General features: G+C 70.6%; 16 protein-coding genes. 12 read left to right on the top strand and 4 right to left on the bottom strand.

The annotated features are described in order from the left end of the window. Positions 1–13: 13 nt before the first annotated feature. Complete coding sequence (locus AB0M56_RS46095) at positions 14–247, bottom strand: Lrp/AsnC ligand binding domain-containing protein (RefSeq protein WP_285969653.1); 234 nt, start codon at positions 245–247, stop codon at positions 14–16. A gap of 138 nt (positions 248–385) precedes the next feature. Here AB0M56_RS46095 and AB0M56_RS46090 point away from each other — a divergent pair, with 138 nt between their 5' ends. The 5 genes from AB0M56_RS46090 (at position 386) to AB0M56_RS46070 (ending at position 3,944) form a co-directional block, all read left to right on the top strand. Continuing rightward, complete coding sequence (locus AB0M56_RS46090) at positions 386–1,348, top strand: thiamine-phosphate kinase (protein WP_364188664.1); 963 nt, start codon at positions 386–388, stop codon at positions 1,346–1,348. A gap of 10 nt (positions 1,349–1,358) precedes the next feature. Further along, a complete protein-coding gene (locus tag AB0M56_RS46085; protein ID WP_364188662.1) occupies positions 1,359–1,832 on the top strand; it encodes a GNAT family N-acetyltransferase in 474 nt (157 codons plus the stop codon). Between the two features lie 16 nt (positions 1,833–1,848). Continuing rightward, positions 1,849–2,379, top strand: coding sequence for a gamma carbonic anhydrase family protein (locus tag AB0M56_RS46080; RefSeq protein WP_364188659.1), 531 nt, complete (start codon positions 1,849–1,851; stop codon positions 2,377–2,379). Between the two features lie 31 nt (positions 2,380–2,410). Next, positions 2,411–3,088 carry a uracil-DNA glycosylase gene (locus AB0M56_RS46075; RefSeq protein ID WP_364188656.1) on the top strand — a complete coding sequence of 226 codons (678 nt, stop codon included), beginning with the start codon at positions 2,411–2,413 and terminating at the stop codon, positions 3,086–3,088. 64 nt (positions 3,089–3,152) lie between these two features. Continuing rightward, positions 3,153–3,944 (top strand): alpha/beta hydrolase, encoded by a 792-nt coding sequence (locus AB0M56_RS46070; protein WP_364188653.1) that lies wholly within the window; start codon positions 3,153–3,155, stop codon positions 3,942–3,944. Positions 3,945–4,017: 73 nt separating this feature from the next. On the opposite strand, the gene rpmB is transcribed toward AB0M56_RS46070, so the two are convergent. Continuing rightward, positions 4,018–4,209 (bottom strand): 50S ribosomal protein L28, encoded by a 192-nt coding sequence (gene rpmB, locus AB0M56_RS46065; RefSeq protein WP_091623274.1) that lies wholly within the window; start codon positions 4,207–4,209, stop codon positions 4,018–4,020. A gap of 222 nt (positions 4,210–4,431) precedes the next feature. Between rpmB and AB0M56_RS46060 the strand changes: the two genes are divergently transcribed. From AB0M56_RS46060 to AB0M56_RS46050, 3 genes are all read left to right on the top strand, one after another. Beyond that, positions 4,432–6,027, top strand: a complete 1,596-nt coding sequence (locus AB0M56_RS46060) for a DAK2 domain-containing protein (protein ID WP_364188714.1) — start codon at positions 4,432–4,434, stop codon at positions 6,025–6,027. A gap of 2 nt (positions 6,028–6,029) precedes the next feature. After that, positions 6,030–8,183 (top strand): ATP-dependent DNA helicase RecG, encoded by a 2,154-nt coding sequence (gene recG, locus AB0M56_RS46055; RefSeq protein WP_364188650.1) that lies wholly within the window; start codon positions 6,030–6,032, stop codon positions 8,181–8,183. A 260-nt stretch (positions 8,184–8,443) separates the two neighbouring features. Next, positions 8,444–9,073, top strand: a complete 630-nt coding sequence (locus tag AB0M56_RS46050) for a GNAT family N-acetyltransferase (RefSeq protein WP_364188647.1) — start codon at positions 8,444–8,446, stop codon at positions 9,071–9,073. A gap of 276 nt (positions 9,074–9,349) precedes the next feature. Here AB0M56_RS46050 and AB0M56_RS46045 read toward each other — a convergent pair whose 3' ends face one another. Then, positions 9,350–9,988 carry a TetR/AcrR family transcriptional regulator gene (locus tag AB0M56_RS46045; RefSeq protein ID WP_364188645.1) on the bottom strand — a complete coding sequence of 213 codons (639 nt, stop codon included), beginning with the start codon at positions 9,986–9,988 and terminating at the stop codon, positions 9,350–9,352. A gap of 31 nt (positions 9,989–10,019) precedes the next feature. On the opposite strand from AB0M56_RS46045, the gene AB0M56_RS46040 reads away from it, so the two are divergent. Beyond that, complete coding sequence (locus AB0M56_RS46040) at positions 10,020–11,237, top strand: erythromycin esterase family protein (RefSeq protein ID WP_364188642.1); 1,218 nt, start codon at positions 10,020–10,022, stop codon at positions 11,235–11,237. Here AB0M56_RS46040 and AB0M56_RS46035 read toward each other — a convergent pair. Beyond that, positions 11,234–11,557, bottom strand: coding sequence for a DUF4288 domain-containing protein (locus AB0M56_RS46035; protein ID WP_364188639.1), 324 nt, complete (start codon positions 11,555–11,557; stop codon positions 11,234–11,236). The two genes, AB0M56_RS46040 and AB0M56_RS46035, sit on opposite strands and share 4 nt — an antisense overlap. Before the next feature lie 137 nt (positions 11,558–11,694). Between AB0M56_RS46035 and AB0M56_RS46030 the strand changes: the two genes are divergently transcribed. The 3 genes from AB0M56_RS46030 to AB0M56_RS46020 all read left to right on the top strand — a co-directional run bounded on the left by AB0M56_RS46030 (position 11,695) and on the right by AB0M56_RS46020 (position 17,066). Continuing rightward, positions 11,695–12,627 carry a S8 family peptidase gene (locus AB0M56_RS46030; RefSeq protein ID WP_364188636.1) on the top strand — a complete coding sequence of 311 codons (933 nt, stop codon included), beginning with the start codon at positions 11,695–11,697 and terminating at the stop codon, positions 12,625–12,627. 142 nt (positions 12,628–12,769) lie between these two features. Next, positions 12,770–16,147: a pyruvate carboxylase gene (locus AB0M56_RS46025; RefSeq protein WP_364188634.1), complete on the top strand. Its 3,378-nt coding sequence runs from the start codon at positions 12,770–12,772 to the stop codon at positions 16,145–16,147. Between the two features lie 121 nt (positions 16,148–16,268). Further along, the gene (locus AB0M56_RS46020; RefSeq protein WP_364188631.1) at positions 16,269–17,066 is read left to right on the top strand and encodes an arginase family protein; all 798 of its coding nucleotides are present in this window, start codon (positions 16,269–16,271) and stop codon (positions 17,064–17,066) included. Positions 17,067–17,162 lie beyond the last annotated feature (96 nt).

Genomic DNA, 17,162 nt, shown 5'->3' with positions numbered 1-17,162 from the left:
AGTGCACCACGTCTCAGAGGTGGACCACCGGGCAGGTCAGGGTCCGCGTGATGCCTTCCACGTTCTGCACCTTCGCGACCACGAGCTGGCCCAGCTGGTCCACGGTGTCCGCGGTCGCGCGCACGATCACGTCGTAGGGACCGGTGACATCCTCCGAGCTGGTGACGCCCGGTACACCGGAGATCTCCGCCGCCACCGCGGCCGCCTTGCCGACCTCGGTCTGGATGAGGATGTATGCGTGGACCACGGCGTGCCCTTTCGTCGGTAACGATGGAGTCGAGGTAGGAACGGTGTAGGCAAGGTATCGCCAGCCCCGGGAAAAACCTAGGGGATCCGACTGTCGGTGGTCGAGGCTTCGTACACGGAGAGAAACAGGAGGTGACCGGTGTCACCGGACGATGGCTCGGTGGCCGGGACGGGCGAGTTCGCGCTGATCCAGGCGGTCACCAACGGGCGTCGCCAGCCGGCGGCCACGCTGCTCGGCCCCGGCGACGACGCGGCCGTGGTGGCAGCGCCCGACGGCCGCGTGGTGGCGACCACGGACGTGCTGGTCCAGGGCGTGCACTTCCGCCTCGACTGGTCGAGCCCCGAGCAAGTGGGGCGCAAGGCCGTGGCGGTGAACCTGTCGGACGTCGCGGCCATGGGCGCGAAACCGACCACGGTCCTCGTGGGCTTCGCGTGTCCACCGGACACTCCCGCCCAGCTCGTGACCGAGATCATGAACGGCATGTGGGCCGAGGCGACCCGCGGCGGCGTCGGGGTGTCCGGCGGCGACATGGTGAGCGCCGACCAGATCGTGATCAGTGTCACCGCGTTGGGTGACCTCGAAGACCGCGAACCCGTGACGCGCTCGGGCGCCCGGCCCGGCGACGTCCTCGCCGTCTGCGGGCGACTCGGCTGGGCGGCGGCGGGATTGGCCGTGCTGCGGCGAGGGTTCCGTTCGCCGGTCGGGGTCGTGAACGCGCAGCGCTGCCCAGAACCGCCGTACCCGGCCGGGCCGCAGGCCGCGCTGGCCGGCGCGACGTCGATGATCGACATCTCCGACGGGCTGCTGGCCGATCTGGGGCACATCGCCGCGGCGTCGGACGTCGGGCTCGACGTGAGCACCGCGGAGCTCGAGATCTCCACGCGGCTGCAGGAAGTGGGCACCGCGCTCGGCGCCGACCCGCTGCGCTGGGTGCTCACGGGTGGTGAAGACCACGCGCTGGCGGCCACGTTCCCGCCGTTCGGCGAGCTGCCCGAGGGCTGGCGCAAGATCGGCGCCGTGACGATGCCGGGATCCGGGGTGACCGTGGACGGCAAGGATTATGGTCACGAAGGCGGTTGGGAGCACTGGCAGCAGCACTAGTCTCGTCGTCGTGGAGATCCGAGCGGTCGCGTACGACCATCCCGACGCGACCAAGCTGATGGCGGAAGTGCAGCTCGAGTACGTGCGCCGCTACGGCAGCGAGGACTCGACGCCGATGGACCCTTCGCAGTTCGCGCCCCCGCGTGGACTGTTCCTCGTCGGCTACCTCGAAGGCGTGCCCGTGGCCTCCGGCGCATGGCGCGCGCACGACGGGCCGGCGCCCGCGTTCAGCCCCGGCGACGTGGAGCTGAAGCGGATGTACGTCGTGGAATCCGCGCGGGGCAAGGGTTTCGCGCGCGCGATGCTGGCGGAGCTGGAACGCACGGCGGTCGCGGCGGGGCGGCTGCGGGCCGTGCTGGAGACGGGTACCGAACAGCCTGAGGCGATCGCCCTCTACGGTTCGTCGGGCTACACCCGGATCCCGGGTTTCGGCGTGTACAAGGACGAAGCCGACAACCGGTGCTTCGGCAAGAACCTCGTGTGACCAACGGGAGACGGCTTTGGCGATCTACGCGCTCGGCGACCTCGAACCCTCGATCCACCCGGACGCCTACGTCCACCCCGACGCCACCGTGATCGGCGACGTCCGCATCGGCCCACGCGCTTCCGTGTGGCCGCAGACGGTGCTGCGCGGCGACCACGGCTACATCGAGATCGGCGAGCGCTCCAACGTGCAGGACGGGTGCGTGCTCCACTGCACCAAGAAGCACCCGACGATCCTGGGGCCGTCGTCGGCGATCGGCCACGCCGTGCACGTCGAGGGCGCGGTGATCGGCACCGGCTGCCTCATCGCGTCGGGTTCTGTGGTGCTGAACGGAACCGTGATCGAGGACAGCGGAATGGTCGGCGCGGGCGCGGTGCTGTCGTACAACTCGCACGTGGGCCCGGGCGAGATCGCGCTCGGGGTGCCGGCGAAGGTGCGGCCGAACAAGTCGTTCTCCGCCGAGCAGATCGCCACGGTGGTCGACTCGTACGTGCGCCGCGGGGCGCGGTTCCGCGAAGAGCTGCGCCGGATCGACCCGCCACGTTGACCCCGCCCGCACCGCGCTAGGCTCGCGGGCCGTGACCGCACGACCGCTGCACGAGATCGTCGAAGCCGGCTGGGCGCAGGCCCTCGAGCCCGTGGCCCCGCAGGTCAGCGCGATGGGGGAGTTCCTCCGCGCGGAGATCGCGGCGGGCCGCACCTACCTGCCGGCGGGTGAACACGTGCTGCGGGCGTTCAAGCAGCCCTTCCACGACGTGCGGGTGCTGATCGTCGGCCAGGACCCGTACCCGACGCCGGGCCACGCGGTCGGGTTGAGCTTCTCGGTGGCGCCCGAGGTGCGGCCGCTGCCGAAGAGCCTCGTCAACATCTACAAGGAGTACGCCGAGGACCTCGGGCACCCGTTGCCGACCAACGGCGACCTCACCCCGTGGGCCGAGCAGGGCATCCTGCTGCTCAACCGCGCGCTGACGGTGCAGCCCGGCAAGTCGAACTCCCACCAGGGCAAGGGCTGGGAGCAGGTGACCGAGCAGGCGATCAAGGCGCTCGCGGCCCGCGACGAGCCGATGGTGGCGATCCTCTGGGGCCGCAACGCCCGCAACCTCCGGCCGATGCTGGGTGAGATCCCGTGCATCGAGTCGGCGCACCCGAGCCCGCTTTCGGCGCACAACGGCTTCTTCGGCTCGCGCCCGTTCAGCCGCGCGAACCAGCTCCTGGCCGACCAGGGCGCGGCGCCGGTGGAGTGGAAACTTCCCTGAGCCTGTCCGGTCGCGGGTCGTCGCTCCGACCTCCAAGGTGAGAACGACACCCAGGAGGACAGCCATGACCACCACCGTCACTTCCGCCGACGGCACGCCGATCGCGTTCGACACTTACGGCGCGGGGTCGCCGGTGCTGCTCGTCGGCGGTGCCGTGAACGACCGGACGACCGTGGCCGCGCTCGCCGTCGTGCTGGCCGAGGCCGGGTTCCAGGGCGTTGCCATTGATCGGCGAGGCCGTGGTGAGAGCGGGGACGCGCCCCTGTACTCGGTGGAGCGCGAGCTCGACGACCTGGCGGCCGTGATCGACGCGGTCGGGGGCGCCGCGGCCGTGTTCGGCCACTCCTCGGGCGCGATCCTGGCTCTCGAAGCGGCGGCCCGGGGGCTGCCGATCACGAAGCTGGCCGTGTACGAGCCGCCGTTCATCGTGGACTCTCAGCGGCCACGCCCTGGTGAGGACCTCGCGGATCGGCTCAGCGCTTTGATCGCCGCTGACGACCGCGACGGCGCGGTGGAGCTCTTCCTGACCGAAGGCGTCGCCATCCCGCCCGAGGGCGTGGCGGCCATGAAGGGCCGGCCCGTGTGGGACTGGTTCGCCGGCTACGCGCACACGCTGCCGTACGACGCGACGGTCACCGGGCCCGGCAGTCGCCTGCCCGCCGACCGGCTGGCCGCCATCACCGTCCCGGTGCTCGCGCTGTCGGGTGGCGCCGGCGAGGCCTGGATGGGCGCCGCGGCTCGAGCCGTCGCCGAGGCCGTGCCGCACGCCCGTTACGAGTCGATTCCCGGGCAGGACCACGGCGTCCTCAACGCGCCCGAATCGTTGCGCGCCGTGCTGACCGATTTCCTGAGGTGACAAAAAATGGCGAGTGCTCGGTGAGCACTCGCCATTTCGTCGTTCCAGGTGCCCTACACGAGCACCGGCAACCTCAACCTCGGACGACCTTGCCCGCCTTGATGCACGAGGTGCACACGTTGAGGCGCTTGCGCTGGGACACGCCGATCTTGGCGTGCACAGTCTGGATGTTCGGGTTCCACCGGCGGTTGGTACGCCGGTGGGAGTGCGAGACCGACTTGCCGAAGCCGGGTCCCTTGCCACAGACGTCGCACACGGCAGCCACGTCGAACTCCTCTGGATATGGGACAAAGAATGGCGCCCAGTCCAGCTGGGCAACTCGACCATAGTAACTACTCGTCTGGGTAGGGTCCGCACGGGGTCGTACCTGCAGGATCGGTACCGGCGAGATCGACTCCGGCAGGATCGACACCTGCGAGGTCGAGTCCTCCGGGATCGACACTCGCGAAGTCGATACCCTCGCGTGAACCAGCGAGGAGGTTACGGGGTGCGGGTGCTGGACGTGGTGGCGGTGTCGGCCTGGTCGGCGGCGTGCGTGCGCAGCCTGGAGGTGCTGCGCCCGGCGATCAACGGCATCAACGTGTACCCCGTCGCGGACTCCGACACGGGTTCGAACCTGCTGCACACGATGATGGGCGCGCGCGACGCGTTGGCCGCTGCGGAGCCGTCGGACGTGGCCGAGGCGCTGACCGTGCTGGCGAAGGGTGCCGTCGCCAGCGCGCGCGGCAACTCCGGCGTGATCATCTCTCAGGTCGTTCGCGGGATCGCCGACTGGGCGGCCGAGGGCGAGGATCTCGACGGCGCCGGTCTCGCGGCCGCGCTGGCGCACGCCGATCGGATCGCCACGGGCGCGGTGAGCCGGCCCGTCGCCGGGACGATGCTGACCGTGCTGCACGTCGTGGCCGCAGCCGTCCAGGAGGACACGCGGTCGCTGGGTGAGGTCGCCGCCACCGTCGCCGCGGCCGCCGCGGCCGCGTTGGAGGAGACGCCGAAGCAGCTGCCGGCCCTTGCGAAAGCGGGGGTCGTCGACGCTGGAGGGCGAGGGCTGGTCGCCGTGCTCGACGCGCTGGCCGGCGTGATCAGCGGCACCGCGGCGCAGCCCGAGCACGAGCTCACGGCCACCGTCGAGATGCCTGCCGTCACCGAGCCCGCGCCGTACGCGTGGGAGGTCATGTACCTGCTGGACGGCGTCGAGGAGGCGCGGCTGCCGGCGTTGCGCAAGGAGCTGAGCGGGTTCGGCGACAGCGTCACGGTCGCGGGTGACGGTTCGGGCAGCCACGCCGTCCACGTCCACTGTGCCGACATCGGCGCGGCCATCGAGGCGGGGCTGGAGCTGGGCCGCCCGCGCCGGATCCGCGTCGAGCCGCTGCTCACGCCCACGCCGATCGAGCCGGGCGGCGGGCTCGACCGGTCGGTGGTGGCCGTCGTCCACGGCGGTGCGCTGGCCGAGCTGCTGCGGGCCGAGGGCGTCGCCGTGCTGGCCGTGCCCGACGGTGGGAAACCCGGCGTCGAGGACATGATCGGGCTGTTCAACGAGGCCGCGGGCCGGCACGTGACCGTGCTGCCGGGCGGCCTCGACCTCACTGCCGCGGCCGACGCGGCGGCGGGCCACGCGATGGCGGGCGACCGCGACGTCGTGGTGATCCCCTGCACGTCGCCCGTGCAGGTGCTGGCCGCGCTCGCGGTGCACGACGAAGGCCGGCGGGTCAACGACGACGTCGTCGCCATGGCCGAGGCCGCCGCGGCGACCAGGCGTGGCGAGGTGCGGATCGCGGGCGAGGAGTCGCTAACCTGGGTGGGCCGGGCCCAGTCCGGCGATGTGATCGGCCTGGTCGACGACGAGGTGGTGCTGATCGAACCGGCGCCGGCCTCGGAGACGAACCTCGTCGCGGCCGCGATGAGCGTGCTCAACCGGATGCTGACGCTCGGCGGCGAGCTGGTCACCGTGCTGAGCGGGGCCGCCGCCCCGCCGGGCGTGACCGCGGAGCTCGCCGAGCAGCTGCGGCTGGAGCACCCCGAAGTGGAGTTGACGAGTTATGCCAGTGGCCAGGCCGGAGCCGTGCTGCTGATGGGGGTCGAATAGAAATGGCCGGGCTGCGCGAAAAGCTGCCGCTGCTACTGGGCGCGAAGACGGCGAAAGCGCTGTCGGGTGCGCTCGACATCGAAACCGTCTCCGACCTGTTGCGCCACTACCCGCGCCGCTACGCCGAGCGCGGCGAGCTCACCGACATCGCCGGCCTTGAGCTGGGCGAACACGCGACCGTGCTGGCGCGGATCGAGAAGATCAGCAAGCGGCGCATGAAGTCGCGTAGCGGCACGATCCTCGACATGGTCATCACCGACGGGAAACGCCGGCTGGCCTGCGCGTTCTTCAACCAGGCGTGGCGTGAGAAGGAACTGGCGCCGGGCAAAACCGGCCTGTTCGCGGGCAAGGTCACGGCGTTCCGCGACACCCTGCAGCTGGCCAACCCGGAGTACGAGCTGCTCGACGCCGAACGCGAAGCCGAGGCCGTCGACAACTTCCTCGCCGAGATCATCCCCGTGTATCCGGCGGCGCAGGGCATGCCGACGTGGTCGATCGCGAAGTGCGTGCGGCAGGTGCTCGACGTGCTGGAGGTCGACGCCGACCCGATGCCGGCCGAAGTGCTGAAGCAGCACGGGCTGCCCGGTCTCGAACGGGCGTTGCGTGGCATCCACCGGCCCGAGGACTGGGCGCACCTGGAGACCTCGCGCCACCGCCTCAAGTGGGACGAGGCGATGGCCGTGCAGCTGATTTTCGCCCAGCGGCGCCATTCCGCGGTGTCGCGCCCGGCCAAGGCCAGCCCGCACACCGACGGCGGGTTGCTCGACCTGTTCGACAAGCGCTTGCCGTTCGATCTGACCGCCGGCCAGCGCGCGATCGGCGACGAGATCGCCGCGGACCTCGCGACCGAGCACCCGATGAACCGCCTGCTGCAGGGCGAGGTGGGTTCGGGTAAGACCGTGGTCGCGCTGCGGGCGATGCTGCAGATCGTCGATTCGGGGCGGCAGTCGGCGATGCTCGCGCCCACGGAGGTGCTGGCGGCGCAGCACGCGCGTTCGCTGCGGGAGATGCTGGGCGAGCTCGGCATGGCGGGGGAGCTGGGGGCCGCGGAGAAGGCCACGCGCGTGACGTTGCTCACCGGGTCGATGGGCGCGAAGGAACGCAAGAAGTCGCTGCTGGAGACGGTGAGCGGCGAGGCGGGCATCGTCGTCGGCACGCACGCGCTGATCCAGGACACCGTGCAGTTCGCCGACCTCGGGTTCGTCGTGGTCGACGAGCAGCACCGCTTCGGCGTGGAGCAGCGCGACGCCCTGCGTTCGCGCGGTTCGGACTCCACGTCACCGCACGTGCTGGTGATGACCGCGACTCCGATCCCGCGCACGGTCGCGATGACCGTGTACGGCGACCTGGAGACGTCCGCGCTGCGCGAGATGCCCGTCGGGCGCTCGCCGATCAAGACGACCGTGGTGCCGGTGGCGGAGAAGCCCGCGTGGCTCGACCGGGCGTGGGAGCGGGTGCGCGAGGAGGTCTCGAAGGGGCACCAGGCGTACGTCGTGTGCCCACGCATCGGCGACGAGCCCCCGTCGGACAAGAGCGACAAGCGCCCGCCGCTCGCCGTGCTGGACGTGGCGCCGGAGCTGGCGGGCGGGCCGTTGAAGGGCCTTCGCGTCGCGGCATTGCACGGCCGCATGCCCGCCGACGAGAAGGACGCAGTCATGCGGGCCTTCGGCGCCGGCCAGATCGACGTCCTCGTGGCGACGACCGTCGTCGAGGTCGGCGTGAACGTCCCCAACGCCACCGCCATGGTCATCCTCGACGCCGACCGCTTCGGCGTGAGCCAGCTGCACCAGTTGCGCGGCCGCGTCGGCCGGGGCAGCGTGCCGGGCCTGTGCCTGCTGGTGACGGAGACGTTGGACGGAACCGCCACCCGCGAACGCCTCGCCGCCGTCGAGTCCACCACCGACGGCTTCGAACTCTCCCGCCTGGACCTCGAGCTCCGCCGCGAGGGCGACATCCTCGGCGCGGCCCAGTCCGGGAAACGCTCGGGCCTGAAGCTCCTCTCGCTCCTGCGCGACGAAGACGTGATCACCGAGGCGCGCGCCCAGTCCCAGGAAATCGTGCTGCGCGACCCGACGCTCTCTTCGTACCCTGGCCTGGCCCAAATGGTGTCCGATGTGGTGGACATGGAGCGCGCGGAGTACTTGGAGAAGAGTTGACTGGTTCGGAGCCTCTGGGCCGTTCGGCTGGTTCCGGCGCTGACACGAGGGGCTCTGGTTCGGGCCCTGGTTCTGGCGCTCTGCCTGCCTCCGGCTCCGGATCTGGTGCGGTGGCTTCCTCTGTGTCTGGCTCCGGCGCGGCGGCTGCTTCCGGCTCCGATGCTGTTCCTGCTTCGACCTCTGGCTCTGGTGCTCTGCCTGCCTCCGGCTCTCTCCCTGGCGAAGCGTCTGCTTCGGGCTCCGGTGCGGCGTCTGCCTCGGTGTCTGCCGTTGGTTCCGCGGCGGTACCGTCGTCGCCCTACGGCTCTGGCTCTGCGGCTTCGTCGGGCTCTGCCGTTTCCGGCCTGGCAACCACGTCTGGCTCGGCCGCCACCGTCCGCCCGGCCGTCGTCGCGGACGCTGCCGGCATCGCCCGCGTCCACGTCGGCTCCTGGCGAGCCGCCTACGCCGGCCTCCTCCCGGCCGACTTCCTCGCCGGCCTCTCAGCGTCCCGCCGCGAAGCCTTCTGGGCGGAAAGCCTGGCCGCGCTGGCGCCCCGCCACACCGTCCTCGTCGCCGAAACCCCCGACGGCACCATCGCCGGCTTCGCCGCCTCCACCCCCAGCCGCGACGAGGACGCCACCCCCGACACCGGCGAACTCGCGTCGATCTACCTGCTGCCCGAGTTCTGGAGCCAGGGCTTCGGCCGCGCCCTCCACGCCCGCGCCCTCACCGCCCTGGCCACCGACTTCGCCACCGCCACCCTGTGGGTCCTCGCCGGCAACACTCGCGCCCGCACCTTCTACGAACGCACCGGCTGGACTCTCGACGGCCGCACCAAGGTCGAATCCGTCGCCAACGGCACGGTCACCCTCGAGGAAGTCCGCTACCGCACCTCTCCTCGCGGCTGACCCTTTCGCCGTTCAACGGCGATCACCGGTTTTACCTGGTCAGGACCTCAACGCCCGTACGAACAGTAGCCACGGGTCGCCGTGATCCGCTTGGTGCAGCCACCTGGTTGCCTGATCGCACCCGCTGGGTGCCGTCGGCAGCCAATCTCGGTCGTGGTCATCAGCGCACGTTCAGAGATCTTGGCTTCCCATCGCCGCATGGCCTGCGTTGCCATCCGCGATGAAGAGACAATCACCGCGCTCACAACTCGTCGCCCCCCAACGGCGACGCCGAGGTCAAGCCCCTGATTCCGCGCCCCCACCCGCTGTATCCCGCACGAAAACACCAGCCCGCGCCGCCGCAGCAGCAGCCTCCGCCGCCACCCGCGCGTCAGCCGCCGTCAGTGACTCCCGGGAGATGAACAGCCGGTAGAAGATCGGCCCGCTCGCCACCCGCACCACCTCCGCCGCGTCGGTCCCGTCCGGCACCTCGCCCCGCGCGATCGCCCGCGTGACCATCACCGCCGAGCGGCCGTGCCGGTCCTCGTAGAACCCGTGCAGCGCCTCCGCCGCACGCGGGGAGTGGAAGGCCGCCAGCACTGACGCCGTTGGGAGCTCGCGCAGGCCGGGCTCGGTGAAGTACTGCACGAGTTCCAGCAGCGTCTCCGTCAGGTCGCCGGCCAGGGAGCCGGTGTCGGGCGCCGTCCACGGCTGTTCGGTGCCTAAGCGGAGCGCGGCGGCCACGAGCCCGTCCGTCGACTCCCAGCGGCGGTAGATCGTGGTCTTGTGCACCCCCGAACGGTCGGCGACCGCGTCCACCGTCAAGTTCGTGAAGCCGCGCTCCGCGAGCAGGTCGAGCGTCGCCTGCAGCACGGCGAGGCGCGTGCGTTCCGTGCGCCCACCCGGTCGGCGGGTTCCGGCCGATTCGCTTGCCAAGTGCGACTCCAGTTGCGTTAGTGTGCCCAGTATGCCAGACCTCGACTTCCGTACGCCTTTCTCACCCGACGACGTCTCACCGATCGCCGACCTGATCGGAGACGCGCGCATCGTCGCGATCGGGGAGAACAATCACCACATCCGCGAGTTCGGCGAGCTCCGCAACCGGCTGCTGCGCCACCTCGTCGAGGAACACGGCTTCACCGTGCTCGGGTTCGAGTCGGGATTCGCCGAGGGCGAGCTTGTCGATGGCTGGCTGCGAGGCGCTCCCGGTGACGTCGCCGAAATCGGGCGAGACGGCTTCACCTTCTCCCTCGGCGACTCACCCGAGGCGCACGACATGCTCACCTGGCTCCGCGGCCACGGCGGCGTCCGCTACGCCGGCCTCGACGTCCCGAGCTCCGGCGGCTCACCGGTGCCCGCGCTGAAGGCCGTGCAGCGCTACCTCGAGGACGTCGCCCCGGACGTCGTCCCGCTGGTCGAGGCCGGCCTCACCGCTTCGGAGCCGTACGCGTCCGTCAGCAGTGCCGTCGCCCCTGGCCGTTACGCGGCGATGGCCGCCCCCGCGCGCGACGCCGCAACGGCTGCCTTCACCGCTCTCCTGTCCCACCTGAAATCGCTGGCACCCGTCTACTCGCAGTGGCGCGACCGGGACGCTCACGCCACCGCCGAGCACCACGCCCTCGGTGCCCTGCGCATCGACATGTACCTGCGCGAGCTGGCGGCGATGATGGCGGGCGTCGCGCCGCCGATGCTGAGTTCGTCGCGCGACACGTACATGGCGTCGACCGTGAAGCTGCTTCGCCGCCTATACGGCGAAGGGACGAAGATCGTCGTGATGGTCCACAACGGACACCTCCAGCGCGTCCCCTTCGCCGCGGCGCCCGGCATGGTCTTCCCCTCGGCCGGCACGCACCTGGCCGCCGAGTTCGGCGACGACTACTTCACCCTCGGCGTCACCGCCGGCACCGGGACCACCAGCGGCCTCACCCCGGACGAGGGCGAACGCCTCGGCTTTCGCGTCCACACCGAAGAGCTCCCGCCGCTGGCCGACGACAGCGTCGAAGCCACCCTCGCAGGCTCCGACGCCTGCCTCGTCGACCTGCGTGCCAACCGCGCGAAAGGCGTGGCGGGCCCGACGAGCATGCGCCACGCCCACATGTTCACCCAGGTCGACGTCGTCCAGGCGTTCGACGCCCTGGTCTACCTGCCGACGATGTCCGTCAGCGACCACGTGCCCCGGAGCTAGTCCGCCGTCAGCGGTTCGAATCGCCGATAGGCGGCGAAATCGCGGAAGTGCCGGGCGTACAGGTCGGCGTCGCGCGTGAGGTCGTCCTCGAGGGCCCGCGCGACGTCGACCACCCGCTTGCAGCGCAACGTGATCAGCTCGCCCTGCTCGTTGCGATGGCTGCCCGTCTCGCCTTCGACGCGCCGGGCCACGGCTTCGCCCGCTGCTTCTTCGCTTTCGGCGTACACGAGCACGAAGTCTTCGCGGTATAGCGGTTCGTACGTGGGCGAATCGCTCGTTGCCTCGTAGAGGACAACGGCGACGTACGCGTTGGCGGGCATCGTCCCCCCTGGTTCGGTCCATGATCACTTTCGCCGCGCGCCGACGAGCGGGCAACCGGATTTCGAGCCCAAACACGGACCAGCCCATCGTGTGACGTCGAGTTGCCGTCGACGCGCGCCCGGGATACGACGCAGGAATGCGGAACCGAACGGCTCGTGGTCTTTCTTCGGCGACAATGGCGTTCCTGCTGGTGGCGGCGGGAAACTCGCCCGCGCTCGCGGCCGGCGGCACGCAGGTCAACCCCCCGAGCTGGGCGCTCGACCGGATCGATCAACGGACGGGCCTCGACCAGAAATACCGCTACGAATCCGACGCCGCCGACGTCACGGTCTACGTGATCGACAGCGGCGTCGACGCCAAACACCCCGACTTCCAGGGCCGGGTCCAGCCGGGCAAGGACTTCCTGACGGCCGGCGCCGACACCTCCGATACCAACGGCCACGGCACCCGCGTCGCCGGCATCGTCGCCGGCCGCAGCTACGGCGTCGCCAAGGCCGCGCAGATCTTCCCGGTCCGCGTGCTCGACAAGGACGGCGGCGGGTCCACCGACAACATCATCGCGGGCATCAACTGGGTCGCCCAGAACGCCCACCAGCCGGCCGTCGCCGTCCTCGGCATCGGCGGCGTCGCCAACGAGCAGCTGGACAACGCAGTGGCCGGCCTCGCCGCGGTGATGCCCACCGTCGTTCCCGCGGGCGAAGGCGGCGAAGACGACAGCCAAGTTTCGCCGGCGAGGGTCCCGGCCGCACTCACTGTCGCGGCGAGCGACGTGCAAGACCAGGTGGCGACTTTCTCGGATTTTGGGACGCCCGTCGACCTCTACGCGCCCGGCGTCGACATCCCGGCGCCGATCGCGGGATCGTCGGACGTCGGCACGTTATCGGGCACCTCGATGGCCGCGGCCGTCGTCGCAGGCGCCGCCGCCGTCTACCGATCCCTGCACCCGGATGCCGCGCCGGCCGACGTCGCCAAGGCGTTGGTGCAGGCAGCGACGCCGGACGTGGTGAAAAACGTGCCGTCCGGCACAGCCAACCGCCTGCTCTGCACCCTGGCCGCACCGACGTCCTGACTGTTGCGACGAGCCTGAGATCCCCGCATCATGCACGCAGGTCGGCGCGAATGATGTCCATCACTTGGACTTCAGCTCCCGGAGGGCGAGAAGAACCGGGTAACGTGCCTTCACTACCGATCCGAAACCGGAAGGACCGGGCATGTTCCGCAAGGTGCTGGTGGCCAACCGCGGCGAGATCGCGATCCGAGCGTTCCGCGCAGGCTACGAACTGGGGGCGGGCACGGTTGCCGTGTTCCCGCACGAAGACCGCAACTCGCTCCATCGGCTGAAGGCCGACGAGGCCTACGAGATCGGGGAGCCCGGACACCCGGTGCGCGCCTATCTCTCCGTCGAGGAGATCGTCAAGGCCGCCAAGAAGGCGGGTGCCGACGCGGTTTACCCGGGTTACGGCTTCCTGTCGGAGAATCCGGACTTGGCGCTCGCCTGTGCGCAGGCGGGGATCACTTTCGTCGGCCCGAGCGCCGAAATTCTCGAGCTCACGGGCAACAAGGCGCGTGCCGTGAAGGCCGCGCGCGAGGCCGGCGTGCCGGTGCTGGGTTCGTCGGAGCCCTCCAGCGACGTCGACGCCCTGGTGGCCGCGGCCGACGACCTCGGTTTCCCGGTGTTCGTCAAGGCCGTCGCCGGGGGCGGTGGCCGCGGCATGCGGCGCGTCGAGGACCCGGCGATGCTGCGCGAGTCCATCGAAGCCGCGGCCCGCGAGGCCGAGTCGGCCTTCGGCGACCCGACGGTGTTCCTCGAGAAGGCCGTGGTCGAACCGCGGCACATCGAGGTGCAGATCCTCGCCGACGGCGAGGGCAACGTCATCCACCTCTACGAGCGCGACTGCTCCGTGCAGCGCCGCCACCAGAAGGTGGTCGAGCTCGCGCCCGCGCCGAACCTCGACCCCGAGCTGCGCGACCGCATCTGCGCCGACGCCGTGCGCTTCGCGCGCAAGATCGGCTACCGCAACGCCGGCACCGTCGAGTTCCTGCTCGACCGCCAGGGCAACCACGTGTTCATCGAGATGAACCCGCGGATCCAGGTCGAGCACACGGTGACCGAGGAGGTCACCGACGTCGACCTCGTGCAGTCGCAGCTGCGCATCGCCTCCGGCGAGACGCTGGCCGACCTCGGCCTCTCGCAGGACAAGATCTACCTGCGCGGCGCCGCGCTGCAGTGCCGCATCACCACGGAAGACCCGGCCAACGGCTTCCGCCCCGACACCGGCATGATCAGCGCCTACCGCTCCCCGGGCGGCTCCGGCATCCGGCTCGACGGCGGCACCGCGTTCTCCGGCACGGAGATCAGCGCCCACTTCGACTCGCTGCTCGTGAAGCTCACCTGCCGCGGCCGCGACTTCAAGACCGCCGTGGGCCGCGCCCGCCGCGCGGTCGCGGAGTTCCGCATCCGCGGTGTCTCCACGAACATTCCGTTCCTGCAGGCAGTGCTCGACGACCCGGACTTCCGCGAAGGCCGCGTCACCACGTCGTTCATCGAGGAACGCCCGCATCTGCTCACCGCCCGCCACTCGGCGGACCGCGGCACGCGCCTGCTCACCTACCTGGCCGACCAGACGGTGAATCGCCCCCACGGCGAGCGCCCGCGAACGCTCGACGCGACGGCGAAGCTGCCGAAGCTGCCCGCCGACGTGACTCCGCCGGACGGCTCGAAGCAGAAGCTCACCGAGCTGGGCCCGGCCGGCTTCGCCCGCTGGCTGCGGGAGTCGCCGATGCTCGGTGTCACCGACACGACCTTCCGCGACGCCCACCAGTCGCTGCTCGCCACGCGCGTGCGCACGAAGGATCTGCTGGCCGTGGCCCCGGTCGTCGCCGCGACTGTGCCACAGCTGCTGTCCCTCGAGTGCTGGGGCGGCGCCACCTACGACGTCGCCCTGCGCTTCCTGGCCGAGGACCCCTGGGAACGCCTCGAGCAGCTGCGCGAGGCCGTGCCCAACATCTGCCTGCAGATGCTGCTGCGCGGCCGCAACACCGTGGGCTACACGCCGTATCCCACCGAGGTGACGCACGCCTTCGTCGAGGAGGCGGCCGCCACCGGCATCGACATCTTCCGCATCTTCGACGCCCTCAACGACGTCGAGCAGATGCGGCCGGCCATCGAAGCCGTGCGCGAAACGGGTACCGCCGTCGCCGAAGTGGCGCTCTGCTACACCTCCGATCTCTCCGATCCACACGAAAACATCTACACGCTCGACTACTACCTCAAGCTGGCCGAGCAGATCGTGGGCGCCGGGGCGCACATCCTGGCCATCAAGGACATGGCCGGCCTGCTCCGCGCACCGGCCGCCGCCAAGCTCGTGACGGCGCTGCGCAAGGAGTTCGACCTCCCGGTGCACATCCACACGCACGACACCGCGGGCGGCCAGCTGGCCACCTACCTCGCCGCGATCCAGGCGGGCGCGGACGCGGTCGACGGCGCTGTGTCCTCCATGGCCGGCACCACCTCGCAGCCGTCGCTCGGCTCGATCGTCGCGGCGACCGACCACTCCGACCGCACCACGGGCCTCGACCTGCAGGCGATCGGCGACCTCGAGCCCTACTGGGAGAGCGTGCGCAAGATCTACGCGCCGTTCGAGGCCGGCCTCGCGTCGCCCACCGGGCGCGTGTACCACCACGAAATCCCGGGCGGCCAGCTGTCCAACCTGCGCACGCAGGCCATCGCGCTGGGCCTCGGCGACCGCTTCGAGGACATCGAGGCCATGTATGCCGCGGCCGACAAGATCCTCGGCCACCTCGTGAAGGTCACGCCTTCGTCCAAGGTGGTCGGCGACCTCGCGCTGCACCTCGTGGGCGCCGGCGTCTCACCCGCGGACTTCGAGGCCGAGCCCAACAAGTTCGACATACCGGACTCCGTGATCGGCTTCCTGCGCGGCGAGCTCGGCGACCCGCCGGGAGGCTGGCCGGAGCCGTTCCGCACCAAGGCTCTGGAGGGCCGTTCGGCGGCCAAGCCTGTGGCAGAACTGTCCGAAGAGGACCGCAAGGACCTCACCGACAACCGACGCGCAGCCCTGAACCGGCTGCTCTTCCCCGGCCCGACGAAGGAGTTCGAAGCCCACCGCGAGGCCTACGGCGACACGAGTGTGCTGTCCAGCAAGGACTTCTTCTACGGTCTGCGCCCGGGTGAGGAGTACGCGGTCGACCTGGAGCCCGGCGTCCGGCTGCTCATCGAGCTCGAAGCCATCGGCGAGGCCGACGAGCGCGGTGTGCGCACGGTGATGTCGACGCTCAACGGCCAGCTCCGGCCGATCCAGATCCGCGACCGTTCCATCGCCTCGGACGTCCCCGCGACCGAAAAGGCCGAGAAGGGCAACCCGAAGCAGATCGCTGCTCCCTTCGCCGGTGTGGTGACGCTGCAGGTGGCGGAAGGCGATCAGATCGAGGCCGGCGCGACCGTGGCGACGATCGAGGCCATGAAGATGGAAGCTTCGATCACCGCGTCGGCGGCGGGCAAGGTCGGTCGGTTGGCGATCACCTCCGTTCAGCAGGTCGAGGGCGGGGACCTCCTCATCGTGCTCGAGTAGCGCGCCGCGGCGCCAGTTTCGACCGTCGCGAACGGTCCATTCGTGCCATCACGGCGCGAATGGACCGTTCGCGCCGTCTCGGGCTCGTCTCGACCGGCGTCGCCGCGCTAACGTCGGGCGCATGCTGATCAACGCGGTGCCGCAGTGGCAGGGCGCGATCGGCCCCCGGGCACGGGGACTGGTCGAGGGCTGCCTCGCGCTTTCCGAGCTGGCCGGGCACGTCCTCGGCCTGCCGGTGCACCACATCCACCAGGACCCCGGAACATCCGACGCGGTGTCGGGCGTCGCCAACCGGGCCGTGCTCACGGGCACGAACCGAGGGGCGCAACTCGCCGCGCTCGAAGCACCTGGCGGCCCGGTCCTGACGATCGGCGGCGACTGCGGAGTCGAGCTCGTGCCGATCGGCGTCGCGCGGTACCGCTACGGCCCGGCGCTCGGCGTCGCCTGGTTCGACGCGCACCCGGACCTGAACACGGCCTCGTCATCGCTGTCCGGCGCGTTCCACGGCATGGTGCTGCGGTCGCTGCTCGGCGAAGGCGACGAGCAGTTCGCGGCGAGCCCGGCTGTCGAAGCCGGCCGGGTGGCCCTGTTCGGAACGCGGGCTTTCGACGCCCCGGAGGAAGAGGCCATCGGCCGAGGTTTGGCTGTACACACCGACAATGCCGTCGTGACGCTGCGCGAGTCCGGCGTCGAGCAGGTGTACTTGCACCTTGACCTCGACGTCTTGGACCCGGCGTCCTTTGGTGGCGTGAACTACCCGGAGCCCGGTGGGCTGACAGTCAGCGAGCTTGTCCGGGCGATCGATGAACTGTCCGAAATGGACGTCATCGGCGCGGGGATCACGGAATGCGTGGGCACGGAGCTCGAGGTTCTCGAGCCCGTGATCGCCGCGGTGGGGAGGGTGCTGCTGCAAGACTGAACCCGTTTGCCCACGGGCGGATTCCGCTTCGGCGGTGATCTCTTCGCCCCGGTGCGCGACCACGAGTGAGTACGGCCAGAAGGAGGTGTGCCCGAG

This window comes from Amycolatopsis sp. NPDC051372, assembly GCF_040682095.1.
Lineage (GTDB): Bacteria > Actinomycetota > Actinomycetes > Mycobacteriales > Pseudonocardiaceae > Amycolatopsis.
The sequence above is the reverse complement of the archived record's forward strand: the minus strand, read 5'-3'. Positions and strand labels throughout refer to the sequence as shown.